We start from the raw sequence: 17,111 nt of genomic DNA on the forward strand, positions 1-17,111 counted from the left end.
AATAATGGAAGAAACAAAAACAATCGACACCGCTAATCTCGAAGTCTTTTCTGAAGTTCTTCAGTCATTGGCAGCAACAGACAGGGATATTATGGTTGTCACAAGCGATTCCCGCGGCTCCGGAAAACTGGTACCTTTTGGTCAAAAATTTCCTGAACAAATTGTTGAAGTGGGTATTGCCGAACAAAATCTGGTGGGTGTTGCAACAGGATTGGCTAGTATGGGTAAAAAGGCATTTGCCGTCTCCCCTGCTTGTTTTCTTACTGCACGTGCTTTGGAACAGATTAAAAATGACGTAGCTTATTCCGATAATGCTGTTAAACTAATTGGTATCAGTGCCGGCGTAAGTTATGGCGCTTTAGGGACGACACACCATAGTTTGCATGATTTTGCGGTGTTGAGAGCCATTAATAATATTACCATTGTAGCACCTGCTGACAATTTTGAAACTGCAGAAGCCATCAAACAGGCGGCCGAAATGCAAAGCCCAATATACCTGCGTTTTGGCAAAAAAGCCATGCCTGCAAACCTGAATTCCAAAGGTGCAGATTTTAAAATTGGAAAAGGACGTATCATTCAGCAAGGAAACGATTTAACATTTATCGCCACTGGCGAAGCTGTTCTTCCTTGTGTTGAAGCGGCTAAACTTCTGGAAAAAGAACATAACATTAGCTGTAAAATAATCAGCCTGCATACCATCAAACCTTTGGATACAGAATTATTATTGGCCACAGCCAAAAATAAAAACCCGATTATTACTGTTGAAGAACATTCTGTCAACGGAGGATTAGGTGAAGCCGTAGCTTCCTTATTATTTCAAAATGGGTGTTCTAACAAATTCAAAATTGTAGGATTGCCGGATGACCATACCGTTTCTGGATCGCAAACCGAAATTTTCAATCATTATGGCATATCGGCTGATGGACTAAAAAATACTGCTTTAAACCTGTTAAACCTATGAAGATAAAACACTTTTCCTTAGTGCTGATCGTACTGGCTTTAGTTTTAGGCTGCTCTTCAAAAGAAAAGGCTGAAAAACCAAAAATTGCTGTTGTAGTTTCTACATTAAATAATCCGTGGTTTGTGATGCTCGCGGAATCGGCAGCTGAAAATGCCCGAAAATTAGGCTATGAAGCTAAAATATTTGATTCGCAGAATAATCCAGCTATCGAATCGGATAATTTTGAAAACCTTATTTCTTCGGGCTATGATGCCATTCTTTTAAACCCAACAGATTCTGATGGTTCTATTTCGAGTATCTTAAAGGCTAAAACGGCAGGAATTCCGGTTTTTTGCATGGACAGAGAGGTAAATGCAGATGATGCAGCCACAAGTCAGATTCTTTCAGACAACTACTCGGGTTGTGTTGCTATCGGAATCGAATTTGTGAAAGAATTAAAAGAAAAAGGAAAATATGTTGAAATCATAGGCCTTGTAGGTGATAATAATACCTGGGCCAGATCGGGAGGATTTCACTCGGTTGTCGATAACTTCCCGAATTTAAAAATGGTGGCACAACAAAGTGGCAATTTCGACCGAACAAAAGCTATGGAAGTTTTGGAAACCATCATGCAGGCCAATCCTGATATCGATGCTGTTTTTTGTGGCAATGATGCGATGGCGATGGGAGCTTTTCAAGCCTTGCAGGCGGCAGGAAAGGAATATCAAGTGAAAATTTTTGGATTTGACGGTGCCCCAGATGTAGTGGAGAAAATCAGGGAAAAGAAAATTGTGGCTACTGGCATGCAATTTCCTAAAGTGATGGCGCAAACTGCAGCCCAATATGCGGATGAGTATTTTAAAGGAAGAAGACAATTTCCTCAGAGAGTTCCGGTAGAAGTTGAACTGATCAATGCAGCAAACATAAAAGACTATTAAAGATGAAAAAAAAGTATGTTTATATTTTAGCCTTCCTTATAATAGCCATTTTAGGATACAATTCTGTTTATTTCAAAAAACTGAGCGATATTAAAAAAGCAAAAAAAGAATCTTTTGACTTTAAAACTTTCGCCGATTCGATTTATTACAAAGGTATTTTAAAAAGCAAAAAAACGATTGCTTTAACTGATCTGATTACTTCCATAAAAACGAATCAGGAAGCTGCCTTTACAAAACATGGAAACAGATTAGGCATCGGAAATTCGGCTTATTTTATGATTAAAAGCACCGGAAAAATCATCGATATCAAAGATGGCATTTACACTATTGCAGACGAAAAAAACGGTGTTGTATTTATTGACACCAAATACATTTTCGGAAATGATTTACGAGATGCTTCAGGTTTAGTAAAACTAACCGATTTTAAAACTAATGCTCAATTTAACAAAGTATCGGAGAACTTGAATGAGATTGTTCGAAATGAAATCCCAAAACAAACCAAAAATGTAAAAATTGGTGACAGTATTTCGTTTTCAGGAGCGGTCAAATTAAATAAGAAACAGACTTTGTTTACTGACCTTTTAATTATTCCGTCACAAATTAAACTTCAGTAAATTGTTAGAAGCCATAAACATATCAAAAGAATTTCCGGGGGTAAAAGCACTTAATCAGGTAAATTTTAAATTTTATCCTGGAAAAGTCAATGCTATATTGGGAGAAAATGGAGCAGGAAAATCTACTCTGCTAAAAATACTGACAGGCGTTTACACTCAATACGATGGTGAAATTCAGTTAAACGGAAAAACAATTTCTTTTTCGAATATAAAAGAGGCGCAAAATGCCGGAATTGCTATTATTCATCAGGAACTGAACCTGATTCCGGAACTTAGTGTAACCGAAAATTTATTCCTGGGAAGAGAAATTAAAACTTCACTCGGACTTTTGGATACTGCAAAAATGGAAACAGAAGCCAAACGGATTTTTGAAAAAATTCAATTGAACGTTTCTCCAAAAACGCTGGTTCAGCATCTAAAAGTGGGTGAGCAACAATTAATCGAAATTGCAAAAGCACTGCTCTGTAATGCCGATGTTATTTTGATGGATGAACCTACTTCGGCACTAAGCGACAAAGAAATAGACAACCTGCACCGCATTATTTATGAGCTAAAAAAAGAAGGCAAAACCATCGTTTACATTTCTCATAAAATGGATGAATTATTCAAAATTGCCGAAAACTACACTGTTTTAAGGGACGGAAACAGCATCGATGAGGGCGAAATGAAAAATACTACCGAGCAGGAATTAATTCGGAAAATGGTAGGCCGTGATGTTTTGATCGAGAAAAAAATCACCCAGAATCAATTTCAAGAAACCATTTTAAAAGTAGATAACCTTAATCTCATTCATCCAAACGATAAAAAAAGAAAACTGCTTCATGATATTTCTTTTGAATTAAAAAAAGGAGAAATTCTGGGCATATTTGGTTTGATGGGTGCCGGAAGAACCGAACTTTTGGAAACCTTATTCGGTATGCATCCAACGAATAGTGTCTATACTTTAGAAATTGATCAAAAAAAGACCTTTCACAAAAAACCAAAAGAAGCCATTGAAAACAGATTAGCTTTTGTAACCGAAGACCGCAAAACAGAAGGACTTGTTTTAGGAATGGATATTTCATCCAATATCAGTTTGACAAACCTCCCAACTTTCGGGCTTTTGAAACCATCAAAAGACAAAACCGCTTCAAAAGATTATATCGAAAAGTTGCGTATCAAAACACCATCTGAAATGCAGTTATGCCAAAATTTAAGCGGTGGAAACCAACAAAAAGTAGTTCTGGCAAAATGGCTCGCAACCAATCCTCAAATCCTAATGATGGATGAGCCTACACGCGGAATTGATATCAATGCCAAAAATGAAATTTACAATCTGATAAAAAAACTCGCTGCTGACCACATGAGTATTATATTAGTTTCTTCTGAAATCCCCGAAATACTAGCTCTTTCGGATCGGATTTTGGTAATGGCTGAAGGAAAAATTAAAGCTTCCTATCTAGCAGCCGAAGCGAATGAAGATAAATTATTAAAATCGGCTTTACCGGAATAACTCTCTCTACAACTATGACTATCTCCTTAAACCACCCTCTTGTCAAAAAATCGCAATCTTTAATTGCACTGTTTCTTTTATGCTTATTTATCAGCTTATTGTCTGACAAATTCATGACCAGCGCCAATCTTTGGAACGTATTAAGACAAATATCTGTGAATGTTTGTATTTCTGTCGGAATGACTTTAGTGGTTCTGATGGCCGGAATTGATCTTTCGGTTGGTTCTGTATTAGGATTTACCGCAGCAGTCTGTGCCGGTTTATTAAAAAACGGTGTTGCATTTGAGTCAATGGATTTATTTGTTGGCTTTACTGTTTTAGGCGCCATTTTAGTATCAGTACTAATCGGTATGATTTTAGGGCTTTTCAACGGCTGGCTAATCACTAAATTCTCTATTCCTCCTTTTGTGGCAACATTAGCAATGTTAACCATTGCACGCGGATTAACGATGCTTTATACAGCAGGTATTCCTATTTCTAATTTGGGAACTGAATTTGAATTCATTGGTTCCGGTTGGATTTTAGGGATTCCGGTGCCGGTATGGATTTCTATATTCATGGTCGCAATCGTTGTTTTTCTAACTAAGAAAACAACCTTTGGAAGATATATTTATGCCATTGGAGGAAATGAAAAAGCAGCTTTTTTATCAGGAATCAATATCAATAAAATCAAACTGGCAGTGTACGGAATTGCTGGAATGATGGCTGCCGTTGGTGGTGTTTTAGTGACTTCAAGACTAAACTCAGCACAGCCCAATGCAGGTACAAGTTACGAATTGGATTCGATTGCAGCAGTAGTTATTGGTGGTACTTCACTCTCTGGCGGTATTGGTACTGTTGCAGGTACTGTAATCGGTGCGATAATTATTGGAGTTTTGAATAACGGATTGGTCCTACTGGATGTTTCACCTTTTTGGCAGCAGGTAGTAAAAGGATTTGTTATAGTATTAGCGGTAATTATCGATAAAATGAACCGAAAAAATAAATAATAACCACATACTGAGTTTTATAATTTACAAATGAAGAAACTAATTTTAACAATTCTATTTTGTGCTATTTCTAAGACCGTATTAGCACAACAGCCAGTACCTGTTAAACCGCGGGTACTGGTAAGCACAGATATCGGAGGTACTGACCCGGACGACAACCAATCTATGATACACCTGCTGATGTATACTGATAAGTTTGATGTCGAAGGACTTGTCTCTTCACCTTCATATGGTGAAGGCAACAAACAAGAAATACTTAGAACTATTGATCTCTATGAAAAAGATTTACCAAAACTTCAAAAGCACGTTCGGGGATTAGCATCTCCAAAATATCTGCGTTCAATAACAAAACAAGGAAGAAAGGGACCTGCACCATATAAAGGCTTCATAACCCCAACTGAAGGTTCTGACTGGATTATAAAATGTGCCCTTAAAAAAAGCAAACAAACTCTTTGGATATTGGTTTGGGGAGGCCTTGAAGACTTAGCACAGGCACTACATGATAAACCGGAAATCCAAAAAAACATAAAGGTATTCTGGATAGGCGGGCCAAACAAAAAATGGAGCGCAAACAGTTATGCCTACATAGCTGAGAATTTCCCAGATCTTTGGTTTATTGAATCCAATTCATCCTACTATGGTTTTTTCTCAGATAATGTAGCCGAGAATCTGAATGAAAAAAATTACTATAAAAACTATATTAATGAAGCTGGCTTTTTAGGTAAAGACTATAAAAATAATCGTTACGAAGGCAGACTTAAAATGGGTGATACTCCTTCATTATTATACATGATGGATGGAGATCCGAATAACCCAATGAAAGAAAGCTGGGGCGGAAGCTACGTGAACATTCATCGCAGTCCTAGAATTATTTTTAAAAGAAATACAACCGCACAGGATACAGTACCCGTATTTTCTATCTTAGAATTTCACTTCAAAGGTCCTATTGCTGATATCTCGGGAGATTCTCCTTGTATTACAATGACTGTTCAGGCAGAAATTGGAGAACAAAAATGGGACGGTTTTTACTTAGGTGATGGAAATTATGTAGTAAGATATTGTCCGAAACGTACTGAAACATTAACCTATAGAGTTACTTCAGCCATTCCGGGATTTGAAACGCAAAACGGAACTTTTTTTGTAAGCAATTTTTGGCCTGGAAAATCCAATACAACAGACTATAATTTAGGTAAGGACTGGTATTCAGACCGACCAAATCCTGAACTTTATGATGATATTTGGCAAGGCGGTAAAACGGTTTTGAAATGGAGAAGCGATGTCCTGTTAGATTGGGCTAAACGTTGGGAGTGGCTTCGATAAGTTTAAAAAAATATTCTAAAAAGATAAATGAAAAAATACATTCTCGCCATTGACCAAGGTACGAGCAGTACCAAAACCATACTTTTTGACGAATCCGGTCAGGCTGTTGCCAAAGGCAGTGTCGATCTGAAAACGAATTATTTTGATAATGGCTTTGTAGAACAAAATCCGGAAGATATTTATCAAAATGTTCTCGATTCTGTTCGCCTTTGTCTGAACAATTTTACCAATCTGGGATTTCAGCTCACAGATATTGTATCCTGCGGAATTAGTAACCAAAGAGAAACATTCGTTCTTTGGGACAAAGACGGAAAAGCATTGGCTCCGGCTGTTGTCTGGGCGTGTAAGCGTTCTATTGATATCTGTACCGATTTAATTGAAAAAGGTCAAAATGATTTTATCAAACAAAAAACAGGTTTATTATTAGACCCTTATTTTTCGGGTACTAAATTACTTTGGCTGGTACAAAATGATGCAGAATTAAAAAAGAAAGTAGAAAATGGAGAAGTGTATTTTGGAACAGTCGATTGCTGGCTTTTATACAAATTGACCAATGGAAGCCATTTCAAAACCGATTATACCAACGCTTCCAGAACCCTGCTTTTCAATATTCATAGCCTAAAATGGGATACTGAAATTCTTGAAAAATGGGGATTGAGTAACTTAAACCTACCTCACGCCTGCCCTTCCTCACATGATTTTGGAGCGTTTGATTTGAATCAGATTTTAAACGATGACACCAATATTTCTATTCCAATTACGGCCTTAATTGGCGATTCGCATGCAGCTACTTTTGGAGAAGGTTGTTTTGAAAAAGGAACGGCCAAAGTCACGCTGGGAACAGGAAGTTCGATTATGATGAATATTGGCAGCGAAGCCGTTTTATCCAATTCGGGAATGTTGACGACCATTTGCTGGAGTACTGAAAACCGGGTGGATTATGCCCTCGAAGGCGCAATCGTTTCCTGCGGTTCTACCATTGAATGGCTGAAAAACGAATTGCAATTATTCTCGAATGCGGCTGAAACAGCAGCTATGGCAACAGCTATAGCTGATAATGCCGGTGTTTATCTGATTCCAGCTTTTAGCGGATTAGGTGCGCCTCATTGGCAAATGAGCAGAAAAGCATCGATTGAAGGAATGACTTTCGGAACAACTAAAAATCATATTGTAAGAGCAGCCTTGGAAAGCATTCCGTACCAGATCAAAGATGTTGTTGAAGCCATGGCAAAAGACATGAAAGCTCCTTTAAAATCAATTTCCGTAAACGGAGGTATGACTCAAAACCAATTTGTCATTCATTATTTAGCCGATTTATTAGGAATTCCATTGAACAAACAGCGAAATCCGGATGTTTCTGCTTTAGGTGCCGCTTATTTATCAGGTTTAAAAAGTAATGTTTACAACAGTATTGAACAACTTTCTAACCTTGTTAAAAACCAGACGGAACAGGTTTTGGCTGATTTGGATAATGACTTGCCAGCGAATGGATATTTGGGCTGGAAAGAAAAAATGAAGCAGTTTTAAAGTAGAAAAAGAATACCAATCATCAGATTGCCCCATAGTGGACAACTGATCGTGCATTCTCTCATTAAGATTTAACACAAATACGATTCAAAAAATACCATTGCGCAAATAGCATTACAATTTACTCATTCTGAATTTTATCATAATCATGTAAGTTAATTTAATATTTTATGATTAAATTGGTTGTATGAGAACAAATCCGGATGTATTGATAATTGGAGGTGGTCTTGCTGGTCTGGCAAGTGCTTTGCATTTATCTAAAAAAGGACTTACCGTAACTGTGATCGAAAAAGCGGCTTATCCCAGGCATAAAGTCTGCGGGGAATATATTTCGAATGAAATTTTGCCATACCTTCAATGGCTTAACATAAATATCTCTGAACTCCATCCAACTCATATTTCAACTTTTGAATTTTCTGCACTGAATGGCAAAACGACCCGCACAAAACTTCCTTTAGGCGGTTTCGGAGTGAGTCGTTTCGCACTGGATAATTTTTTATATAAAAAGGCAATACAAAATGGCTGTACGATAATTACAGATTCTGTAATTGGTGTTTCATTTGAAAAAAATGAATTTACAATAACCACTTCACAGCAAATTTTCACATCTAAAATTGTATTAGGTGCTTATGGAAAGAGATCTAATATTGACCAGTTCCTCGACAGGGATTTTATTGCTAAAAAATCTCAGTGGTTGGCTGTAAAAGGACATTATAAAGGAGAATTCGATAATAGTCTTGTTGCTTTGCATAATTTTCAGGGTGGCTACTGCGGCGTATCTGCTGTAGAGAAAAGCATTGTAAATATTTGCTATTTAGCAGATTACAAAACTTTTAAAAAATATAAAAACATAGATGATTATCAAAAAGAAGTACTCCATAAAAACCAAAAGCTGAAAACTGTTTTTGAAAGCTCTACCCCTATTTTTGAAAAACCGCTTACCATCAGCCAGATTTCATTTGATAAAAAAAATCCTGTTGACAATCATATTTTAATGATCGGCGACACTGCCGGGCTTATACATCCTATGTGCGGGAATGGTATGGCAATGGCGATTCACAGTGCAAAAATTGCTTCAGAATTAGTTTTGGATTTTTACAGCGGCAAAATAGAATCCCTTGCTTTATTAGAAAAAAAATATAGAAAAGAATGGAATAAGCATTTTAAAAAAAGGCTAATTATGGGAAGGATTTTAGCCAAAGCTTTAAGATACAAAACTTTTACATCTATAATGACTTCTTTGGCTGCGTCAATGCCGTTTTTGCTTTCAGTAATAATCAGGCAGACGCACGGAAGCCTTATAAAAATCAACGAATGAAACTGAACACCAAATACAGGACAGAAGAAACTGAAATAATGGACGATTTTTCGCTCGAGGGTGCAGAATTAACTGAAGCATTAGATCAGATAGCCAAAATCAATCAGTTGTTAGGGGGCAACAAATTAACGCTTCACGGATTAAAAAAATTATTAAAAAAAACTGATACAGCAAAAACTTTGGTTATTGCAGATATTGGCTGTGGCAACGGTGATATGCTTCGAATGCTGGCCCGGTATGGCAAAAAAAACGAACTGACTTTTAAATTAATTGGTATAGATGCTAATGCATTTACAATACGTTATGCCAAAGAGCTTTCTAAAGAATTTGAAAATATAGAGTATGAATGCAGGGATATTTTCAACCCGGATTTTAATTCCCTGAAATACGATATTGCCTTGTGCACCTTAACCCTGCACCATTTTACAAGTACACAAATCGAAGAAATTCTGAAACAGATTTATAATAATGCTTCATTAGGAATTGTGATAAACGATCTGCACCGAAGCAAAACAGCCTACAGATTATTTGAAATGATTTGTGAGGTTTTTAAATTGAATGACATGTCCCGTCAGGACGGATTAGTTTCTATTTTGAGAGGATTTAAGAAAAAAGAACTGGAGTATTTCTCCGAAAAACTAAATTTTAAAAACTATAACATCAATTGGAAATGGGCATTCCGTTACCAATGGATAATTACAAAGATATGAGTGTAAAGATAATTACAGCTGTCAAACAGCTTCCGCAATATTCACGCGAAACCAAAGATATTATTCCTTTTTTGGATGTCTGGCTTGAAGGTCAGGAAGAGCGTTTTATAAAAAAAGTTAAAAAAATATTTGAAGGTGCAGCAGTTGACAAACGCTACTCTGTAATGGAACCTTCAGAAGTTTTTACTGCCACTTCTTTTGAAGATAAAAATGATATTTACAGTCGTGAAATGATTGTTCTGGGGCATCAGGTATTAGAAAAAGCACTTAAAAAAGCAGGCTGGGATCCGCAGAGTCTGGATTATATTATTACTGTCAGCTGTACGGGTATTATGATCCCGTCATTAGATGCTTACCTGATCAACAAAATGAAGCTCCGTCAGGATATAGTGCGCCTGCCTGTAACAGAAATGGGCTGTGCTGCCGGAATATCCGGAATTATTTATGCAAAAAATTTCCTGAAATCAAATCCGGGGAAACGTGCTGCTGTAATAGCTGTAGAATCTCCTACTGCTACATTTCAGCTTGATGATTTTTCGATGCCTAATATTGTAAGTGCTGCTATTTTCGGTGATGGCGCGGCCTGTTGTCTGCTTTCGTCTGATGAAAAAGATAGCGGCCCTGAAATTCTGGATGAAGAAATGTATCATTTCTACGATGCTGAACACATGATGGGATTTAAACTCACCAATAACGGTTTGAAAATGGTTCTGGATATCGAAGTCCCAGACACCATTGCGAATCATTTTGAACGTATAATTCATCCGTTTTTAAAACAAAACAATATTGATATTAATGATATTGAGCATCTGATATTTCATCCCGGCGGAAAAAAAATCGTGAATACGGTTGAGGAACTTTTCTCAGGATTAGGAAAAAATATCAATGATACAAAAGAAGTTCTAAGACAATACGGCAATATGTCGAGCGCTACTGTGTTGTATGTTTTAGAACGAATTATGGACCGTAATCCTGAAAAAGGAGAAAAAGGAATTATGTTAAGTTTTGGTCCCGGATTTTCTGCGCAGCGTGTTTTATTACAATGGTAATATTTTTAAATTATGGAATTGACATTGACAGATATTATAAAAAAACTTCCTTACAGTGAACCTTTTATATTTGCAGATGAGCTCCTGTATGCAGACGAAAATGGTATAACAGGTGTTTTTACATTTAAAAAAGAACTTGATTTTTATAAAGGACATTTTAAGAATAATCCTGTAACACCGGGTGTTATTTTAACGGAAACGATGGCACAGATCGGACTGGTATGCCTGGGAATATATTTATTAGGCGGCGATCTTAAAGGAGATACTGTAATTGCGTTTACTTTTGCGGATATGGAATTTTTAAAACCCGTATATCCCGGTGAAAAAGTAACTGTGAGTTCTCATAAAATTTTCTTCCGTTTTGGCAAACTAAAATGTAGTGCTGTAATGAAAAATGAAGCCGGACAGGAAGTCTGCCGTGGTATACTCGCCGGAATGATAACTCAAAAATTATGAAAAAACGAATTGTAATAACTGGTCTTGGCGTTGCTGCACCAAACGGTGTAGGGATTCCTGCATTTACAAAAGCGCTTAAATATGGCGTATCTGGTATTCGTCATAATTCGCTGCTTGAAGAATTACAGTTTTCATGTCAAATCAGTGGTGAGCCTGAAATATCAGAAGAATTGAAATCGCATTATTTTACCGAACTCGAACTTCGAGGATTTAACAGCAGTGGAATTTTATACGGTGTTATTGCAGGAATGGAAGCCTGGAACAACGCCGGGCTGCCAATAAACGAAAACCCTGATTGGGATAGCGGTGCTATATTTGGGTCTGGTACCTCCGGTATTGATAAATTTCGGGAAAGTATTTACAAAATCGATGATTTACAAACTCGCAGGCTTGGCAGTACTGTTGTAGCACAAACCATGAACAGCGGTATCAGTGCCTATCTTGGAGGAAAAATTGGATTAGGAAATCAGGTCACTACCAATTCATCTGCCTGCACAACCGGTACCGAAGCGATTTTAATGGCTTATGACAGGATTCAATCAGGTCAGGCGAAAAGGATACTTGCCGGAAGTACTTCAGACAGTGGACCCTATATCTGGGCAGGATTTGATGCGCTTCGGGTTTGTCCTTCAAAATATAACGAAAATCCTTCACAAGGATCGAGGCCCATGAGTGCTTCGGCTGCAGGGTTTGTTCCAGGAAGTGGTGCCGGGGCATTAGTGGTTGAAGATTTAGAAAGTGCTTTAGAACGCGGAGCTTTAATTTATGCAGAAATACTGGGCGGAAACGTCAATTCAGGCGGACAGCGTAATGGCGGCAGCATGACAGCACCAAACAGTACTGCAGTTCAGCATTGCATCAAAAATGCCATTACAAATTCGGGTATAAATTCGAATGATATTAATGCCATAAACGGGCATCTTACAGCCACGACAAAAGACAGTCTGGAGATTGAAAACTGGACAAAAGCATTACAGCGAAAAGACACTAATTTTCCTTATATCAATTCTTTAAAAAGTCTTACAGGACATTGTCTGAGCGCTTCCGGAAGTATCGAAAGTGTGGCATCTGTCTTGCAGCTTCACGAAAGCTTTTTGTTTGGAAACATAAACTGTGCAGACCTTCATCCAGAAATTGCATTACTTATAGATCATTCAAAAGTACCCTTAGAAACTATTAATACTAATCTTAATATAATTGCCAAAGCCAGTTTTGGTTTTGGTGATGTAAATGCATGTGTAATATTTAAAAAATTTGAAAACTAAAAATGGAAAGACAAGAACTTACCCAGCAATTAAAAGACATTATAAAACCGTATGCTGCAGATAAAGAAGCTTACGAAAATCTTACTGAAGAAACTGATTTTATAAATGATTTAAAAATTAACTCCGCTAATCTGGTGGATATTGTGCTCGATATTGAGGAGCAATTTGACGTAGTAATTGAAAACACAGATATGGAACGCATGCTTGATGTTAAAACTGCCATAGAAATTATAGAAACTAAACTGTCTGCTAAATGATTGGAAACGATATCATAGATCTTCGACAGTCCCGAATAGAAAGCAATTGGCGCCGTAAGGGATTTATCGAAAAACTTTTTACCGATACAGAAAAGCAGCTCATAACAAACTATCATGATCCTGAAATTATGGTGTGGCTTTTATGGAGCATGAAAGAAGCTGCTTATAAAATTTACAACCGGCAGACTAAAGTACGGGAATACATTCCTCAAAAACTATCTTGCAGCATAATCACATTAGATAAGCATATTTATGGTGTTGTAAGCTGTAATGGAAACAAATATTACACTAAAACTTTAAAAACATCAAAAATAATTCACACTACGGCTGCTTTGATTCCTGAAGATCTTAATAACATAGTTGAAATAGAGAAAAAAGGAATTGTAAAAACACAAAATGGTATTCCGTATCTCTATATTTCTGAAAAGAATACAGTTACAGACGTTTCAATAAGTAATCACGGACGTTATGAAAAGATCGTTATGATTGAAAAAAAAATGATTCTACCAGATTTTAAAAATTAATGGAGATTGTATAATATATTTATAAAATTATGTAAGAAAATAAACAAGGTATTTGACACATTTGGAATTAAAATTTTAAGTCCACCTATACCATGGTTAGAATTGTATTTCTTTTATACATATTATTTCCAGTCTTGTGTCTTTCACAAAATGAAAAATACAATCCAAAAGTATCATTTGCCATTGAAACGTACGCTTTTCTTAAAGGACAGAATGCCGCACTTCAAAAAGTTGCAGTCCAGTTTCCGCAGCTTAAACCTAATGTAACTTCAGCGCAACAAAGTTTAAAAACCGTTTTTGGACGAGCAGAAAATAATATTAAGCGGTTTTTAAAAGAAGAGCTTGACAACTCTCAGTTGAAATTATTATATATCAAAATTGATTCTCTCTTAAACCAAGAGCTTTTAAATCCTATTGAAAAAGAAAAATACGCACATGATTTCCTCTTAAAAATAAAAGAGAGATCTTATTTCGTCAATAATATTTCGGTCTCAAAAGGAATTTTGTCTTTCAAATATCACGATGCCCCACATCAGGAGATTACAGACGGTCATGTAGATTTTTTTACTACAGAAAATCATCCTAAAGCAGAAAAAACGTCTTTAAAAATTCCAATACCAAAAAGCTGGCTTGCAGAAGAAGCTGAAATGCCTGAAACGATTCAGCAATTTACCAGTTATTATGGAAATGGTAATGAAAAAATATTAATTGTAGTGTATGATTTACCACAAGAACTGCACAGTATTAAATTGACTGAAAAATCAATTTTATCATTTCTGCCTGCACAAACCAAACTCATTCGTACTGAGTCTGTAAGTATTGATGATATTCCCGCTTTAATGGTAGAAGTTGAGGAATTATTAGACTATGATAATGATCCTATGAAAATACGAATGCTGCAATTTATTTTTGTTCAGAACCAGAAATTATATTGTTTACAGGGCAGTATCGGACCGGTAAATGAAGACGAAGATTTGGGATTTCAGATTAAAAAATACGAGCCTCTTTTTCGTCTTGTAGCCTCTGGAGCAGAATTCGAAGAATAAATAACCCATTTAAGACTGAAATAGTTCATAATCAGATATTCTATTTTATTCAAAATTCCGGGTTATTAATCTTTAAGAGTTCTATAAGTCACAGATTCAAAAAAATTATACGCTCTTTTTTCTGCATAAGAATATACTGAGTCACGTAGAGGAAAAGCACAATGTCCTCCATATTTGGGAGTTTCCAAATAGATGTATGTACTGTCCTGAGCAATACTCCACGGATAACACCTTTCACCCAAAAAAGGATCATCGAGTGAATTAATAATTAAAACCGGAATAGTAATATTTTGAAGGGAAAATTCGGGTGAGACACGTTCATAATAATCATCCCTGCTCGCAAAACCATGCAGTGGTGCGGTAAAATACTGATCGACTTCATCAAAAGATGAAATTTTATCAATCTGATCACGGTTTATAAAATCCGGAAATTGTGCGGCTTTATGTTTCAGTTTTTTTTTGATATCAATTGTAAAATTTTTTAAATAAACCCTGTTAAAGCCTTGTTTAAGAATAGCAGCACTTGTTGCAATATGTGTCGGAACAGAAATTGAGACGGCAGCTTTTATACGCTTATCAATTTTTGTCCAGCCTAAATAATTCAGGAGCTGAACACCTCCCATTGAATACCCAATCAAATAAACATCTTCGAATCCTTTTTTTAAAACAAACTGAACCACTTCGTCCAAATCATCAACAGCACCATGATGGTAAAGTCTCGGAAGTCGATTCATTTCTCCGCCACAGGTACGGTTATTCCATGCGAAAACTGAAAACCCTTTCTGCTGAAAATAAGCCGCACAGCTATTATTATAAGTCCTTCGCGAATCCCCTTCCAGACCATGGCATAAAATAACTGCTTTTTTAGGATCATTTATAACAAAATCAATATTGATAAAATCCCCGTCGTTTAATTCATGTTTCTCCCTTGTGTAATCAGGAACATCAAATTTTTTAAACAAAGCCGCATAAATAGTAGAAATGTGCCTGTTACGATGAAAAATAGAAGGAAAATTATATTCTGATTGTTCAATTATTGGCATAATAAAAAGAGTTTTATGGTGCTTCATACAAATCTAAGAAATCAATATGTAATTTAAACTGTCTTTTTATTTCAACTTTTAAAAATTGTAACTAATGATCTTTTTGATCCAAAAATTAAAGTATACAGCAAAAAAAATCCAAATTCCATATATAATTGGAATTTGGATTTTTGATATTGGAATTTTAAAATTTTTAATCCAAATGAAAACTCACACTAACGTTTGCTGTAATTTCGATTTCTCCAATAGCCAGCGTTTCATTTGAAGCTCCCAATGCATCAGCACTTTCTTTCATTCTCATAGAAGCATACATTGGCTGCGGACGATATACTTGTGAATTATCAGAAATAACAAAAGCTTTTCCAACTTTCTGACCTAATACAGAAACATAATCTTCTGCTTTTGCCTTAGCATCTTTCATTGCTAATTTTCTGGCTTCAGACTGTAATTGCAATTCTTTAGAAGATTCAAAAGATACACGGTCAATACGGTTGATTCCCTGCTGTACCAGACCTTCCATCAATTCGTCATATTTAGACAAATCTTTTACCACAATTTCTACAGTCTGAACTGCATTATAACTTGTTTTCTTTTTTTCGTAATCATATTGCGGGTTCAGCGCAACTTGTTTGGTTTTGAAATCAGCCGTTGGTATATTCATCTTTTTAATGAATTTTAAAACAGCATCCATTTTTTCGTCATTTTGTTTTTTGACATCCTTAGCATTATTTCCTTTTGTTTCAATCGTAGCCGAAATACAAACCTGATCTGGCGCTACTTTTACTTTTCCTTCCCCGTTAACATTGATTAGGGGGATTTGTTTGGTTTCCTGTCCGTAAGACATAGTCATAAACATGATTGTTAAAAATAATACTAGTTTTTTCATTTTTGTTATATTTTAAATTATTGATATGGGCATTTCAAAAGTTATGCCAGCATTACAATTTTCCTAATTTAGCCATTACAAAAAGAATCAAAATTGGGATTGCTAATAAAATAGTCATTAAACTATGATCCATAATCAAGGATGGCTCTTTTACCAAAGTAATCAAATATCCGCCTACAGCACCTCCAAAGTGTGCTGTATGACCAATGTTGTCATTTTTAGCTTTCATTCCATAAATAGAATACAATAAATATAAGATTCCGAAAAGATAGGCCGGAATTGGAATGACAAAAAAGATTCCCAACATCATATCTGGCTGTAATAAAATAGCCGAATACAAAACTCCCGTTACTGCTCCCGAAGCACCGACTGCTCTGTAACTGTAATCATTTTTATGAAATAGCATTGTAAGCAAACTTCCAAAAATCAGACTTCCAAAGTAAATCATTGCAAAAGAAAAATTTCCCATCCAATTGATTACAACAGGAGCAAAAAACCAAAGGGTGAGCATATTAAAAATCAAATGCATCATATCCACATGCAGAAATCCGGATGTAAGCATTCTTAACTGCTCACCCGAACGAATACTACCGACATGAAATTCGTGTTTTCTGAAAAAAGCATAATCATTAAACCCCTTGTAACTGATAAGAACATTGGCAACTATAATTCCGATTAAAATGGTATTCATAAAAAATATTTAATTTGAAATGTAAATATAATCATTCTTTAAACAG

General features: G+C 36.0%; 18 protein-coding genes. 15 read left to right on the plus strand and 3 right to left on the minus strand.

The window, feature by feature from the left end; translation table 11 throughout:
* The first annotated feature begins 4 nt into the window (after positions 1–4).
* From AAEO57_RS07605 to AAEO57_RS07675, 15 genes are all read left to right on the plus strand, one after another.
* Entirely contained in the window at positions 5–961 is a 957-nt protein-coding gene (locus AAEO57_RS07605) for a transketolase family protein (RefSeq protein WP_341691220.1), read from the plus strand.
* Positions 958–1,878 carry a D-ribose ABC transporter substrate-binding protein gene (locus tag AAEO57_RS07610; protein ID WP_341691222.1) on the plus strand — a complete coding sequence of 307 codons (921 nt, stop codon included), beginning with the start codon at positions 958–960 and terminating at the stop codon, positions 1,876–1,878. The genes AAEO57_RS07605 and AAEO57_RS07610 overlap by 4 nt, the downstream gene beginning before the upstream one ends.
* Before the next feature lie 2 nt (positions 1,879–1,880).
* The gene (locus tag AAEO57_RS07615; protein ID WP_341691224.1) at positions 1,881–2,492 is read left to right on the plus strand and encodes a DUF2291 family protein; all 612 of its coding nucleotides are present in this window, start codon (positions 1,881–1,883) and stop codon (positions 2,490–2,492) included.
* 1 nt (position 2,493) lies between these two features.
* Positions 2,494–3,984 carry a sugar ABC transporter ATP-binding protein gene (locus AAEO57_RS07620; protein WP_341691226.1) on the plus strand — a complete coding sequence of 497 codons (1,491 nt, stop codon included), beginning with the start codon at positions 2,494–2,496 and terminating at the stop codon, positions 3,982–3,984.
* 113 nt (positions 3,985–4,097) lie between these two features.
* A complete protein-coding gene (locus AAEO57_RS07625; protein ID WP_341691228.1) occupies positions 4,098–4,973 on the plus strand; it encodes an ABC transporter permease in 876 nt (291 codons plus the stop codon).
* A 30-nt stretch (positions 4,974–5,003) separates the two neighbouring features.
* Positions 5,004–6,293, plus strand: coding sequence for a nucleoside hydrolase-like domain-containing protein (locus tag AAEO57_RS07630; RefSeq protein WP_341691230.1), 1,290 nt, complete (start codon positions 5,004–5,006; stop codon positions 6,291–6,293).
* A gap of 27 nt (positions 6,294–6,320) precedes the next feature.
* Positions 6,321–7,820, plus strand: a complete 1,500-nt coding sequence (locus AAEO57_RS07635; protein ID WP_341691232.1) for an FGGY family carbohydrate kinase — start codon at positions 6,321–6,323, stop codon at positions 7,818–7,820.
* A gap of 187 nt (positions 7,821–8,007) precedes the next feature.
* Positions 8,008–9,138, plus strand: a complete 1,131-nt coding sequence (locus AAEO57_RS07640; RefSeq protein WP_341691235.1) for an NAD(P)/FAD-dependent oxidoreductase — start codon at positions 8,008–8,010, stop codon at positions 9,136–9,138.
* Positions 9,135–9,848: a methyltransferase domain-containing protein gene (locus AAEO57_RS07645; RefSeq protein WP_341691237.1), complete on the plus strand. Its 714-nt coding sequence runs from the start codon at positions 9,135–9,137 to the stop codon at positions 9,846–9,848. Before AAEO57_RS07640 ends, AAEO57_RS07645 begins: the two co-directional genes overlap by 4 nt.
* On the plus strand, positions 9,845–10,897 hold the full coding sequence (locus tag AAEO57_RS07650; RefSeq protein ID WP_341691516.1) for a type III polyketide synthase: 1,053 nt from the start codon (positions 9,845–9,847) through the stop codon (positions 10,895–10,897). Before AAEO57_RS07645 ends, AAEO57_RS07650 begins: the two co-directional genes overlap by 4 nt.
* An 18-nt stretch (positions 10,898–10,915) precedes the next feature.
* Complete coding sequence (locus AAEO57_RS07655; RefSeq protein ID WP_341691518.1) at positions 10,916–11,353, plus strand: 3-hydroxyacyl-ACP dehydratase FabZ family protein; 438 nt, start codon at positions 10,916–10,918, stop codon at positions 11,351–11,353.
* Entirely contained in the window at positions 11,350–12,618 is a 1,269-nt protein-coding gene (locus tag AAEO57_RS07660; protein WP_341691239.1) for a beta-ketoacyl-[acyl-carrier-protein] synthase family protein, read from the plus strand. Before AAEO57_RS07655 ends, AAEO57_RS07660 begins: the two co-directional genes overlap by 4 nt.
* Before the next feature lie 2 nt (positions 12,619–12,620).
* Complete coding sequence (locus AAEO57_RS07665; protein ID WP_341691241.1) at positions 12,621–12,875, plus strand: acyl carrier protein; 255 nt, start codon at positions 12,621–12,623, stop codon at positions 12,873–12,875.
* Complete coding sequence (locus tag AAEO57_RS07670; RefSeq protein WP_341691243.1) at positions 12,872–13,399, plus strand: 4'-phosphopantetheinyl transferase family protein; 528 nt, start codon at positions 12,872–12,874, stop codon at positions 13,397–13,399. Before AAEO57_RS07665 ends, AAEO57_RS07670 begins: the two co-directional genes overlap by 4 nt.
* A 92-nt stretch (positions 13,400–13,491) precedes the next feature.
* Complete coding sequence (locus AAEO57_RS07675; RefSeq protein ID WP_341691245.1) at positions 13,492–14,445, plus strand: hypothetical protein; 954 nt, start codon at positions 13,492–13,494, stop codon at positions 14,443–14,445.
* Positions 14,446–14,510: 65 nt separating this feature from the next.
* Here the strand turns inward: AAEO57_RS07675 and AAEO57_RS07680 are convergent, their stop codons facing one another.
* The 3 genes from AAEO57_RS07680 to AAEO57_RS07690 all read right to left on the minus strand — a co-directional run bounded on the left by AAEO57_RS07680 (position 14,511) and on the right by AAEO57_RS07690 (position 17,065).
* A complete protein-coding gene (locus AAEO57_RS07680; protein WP_341691247.1) occupies positions 14,511–15,488 on the minus strand; it encodes a YheT family hydrolase in 978 nt (325 codons plus the stop codon).
* A gap of 193 nt (positions 15,489–15,681) precedes the next feature.
* Entirely contained in the window at positions 15,682–16,374 is a 693-nt protein-coding gene (locus AAEO57_RS07685; RefSeq protein WP_341691249.1) for an SIMPL domain-containing protein, read from the minus strand.
* A gap of 52 nt (positions 16,375–16,426) precedes the next feature.
* Complete coding sequence (locus tag AAEO57_RS07690) at positions 16,427–17,065, minus strand: rhomboid family intramembrane serine protease (RefSeq protein ID WP_341691251.1); 639 nt, start codon at positions 17,063–17,065, stop codon at positions 16,427–16,429.
* Between the last annotated feature and the right edge of the window lie 46 nt (positions 17,066–17,111).

It is taken from the genome of Flavobacterium calami, assembly GCF_038290035.1.
Classification (GTDB): domain Bacteria; phylum Bacteroidota; class Bacteroidia; order Flavobacteriales; family Flavobacteriaceae; genus Flavobacterium; species Flavobacterium calami.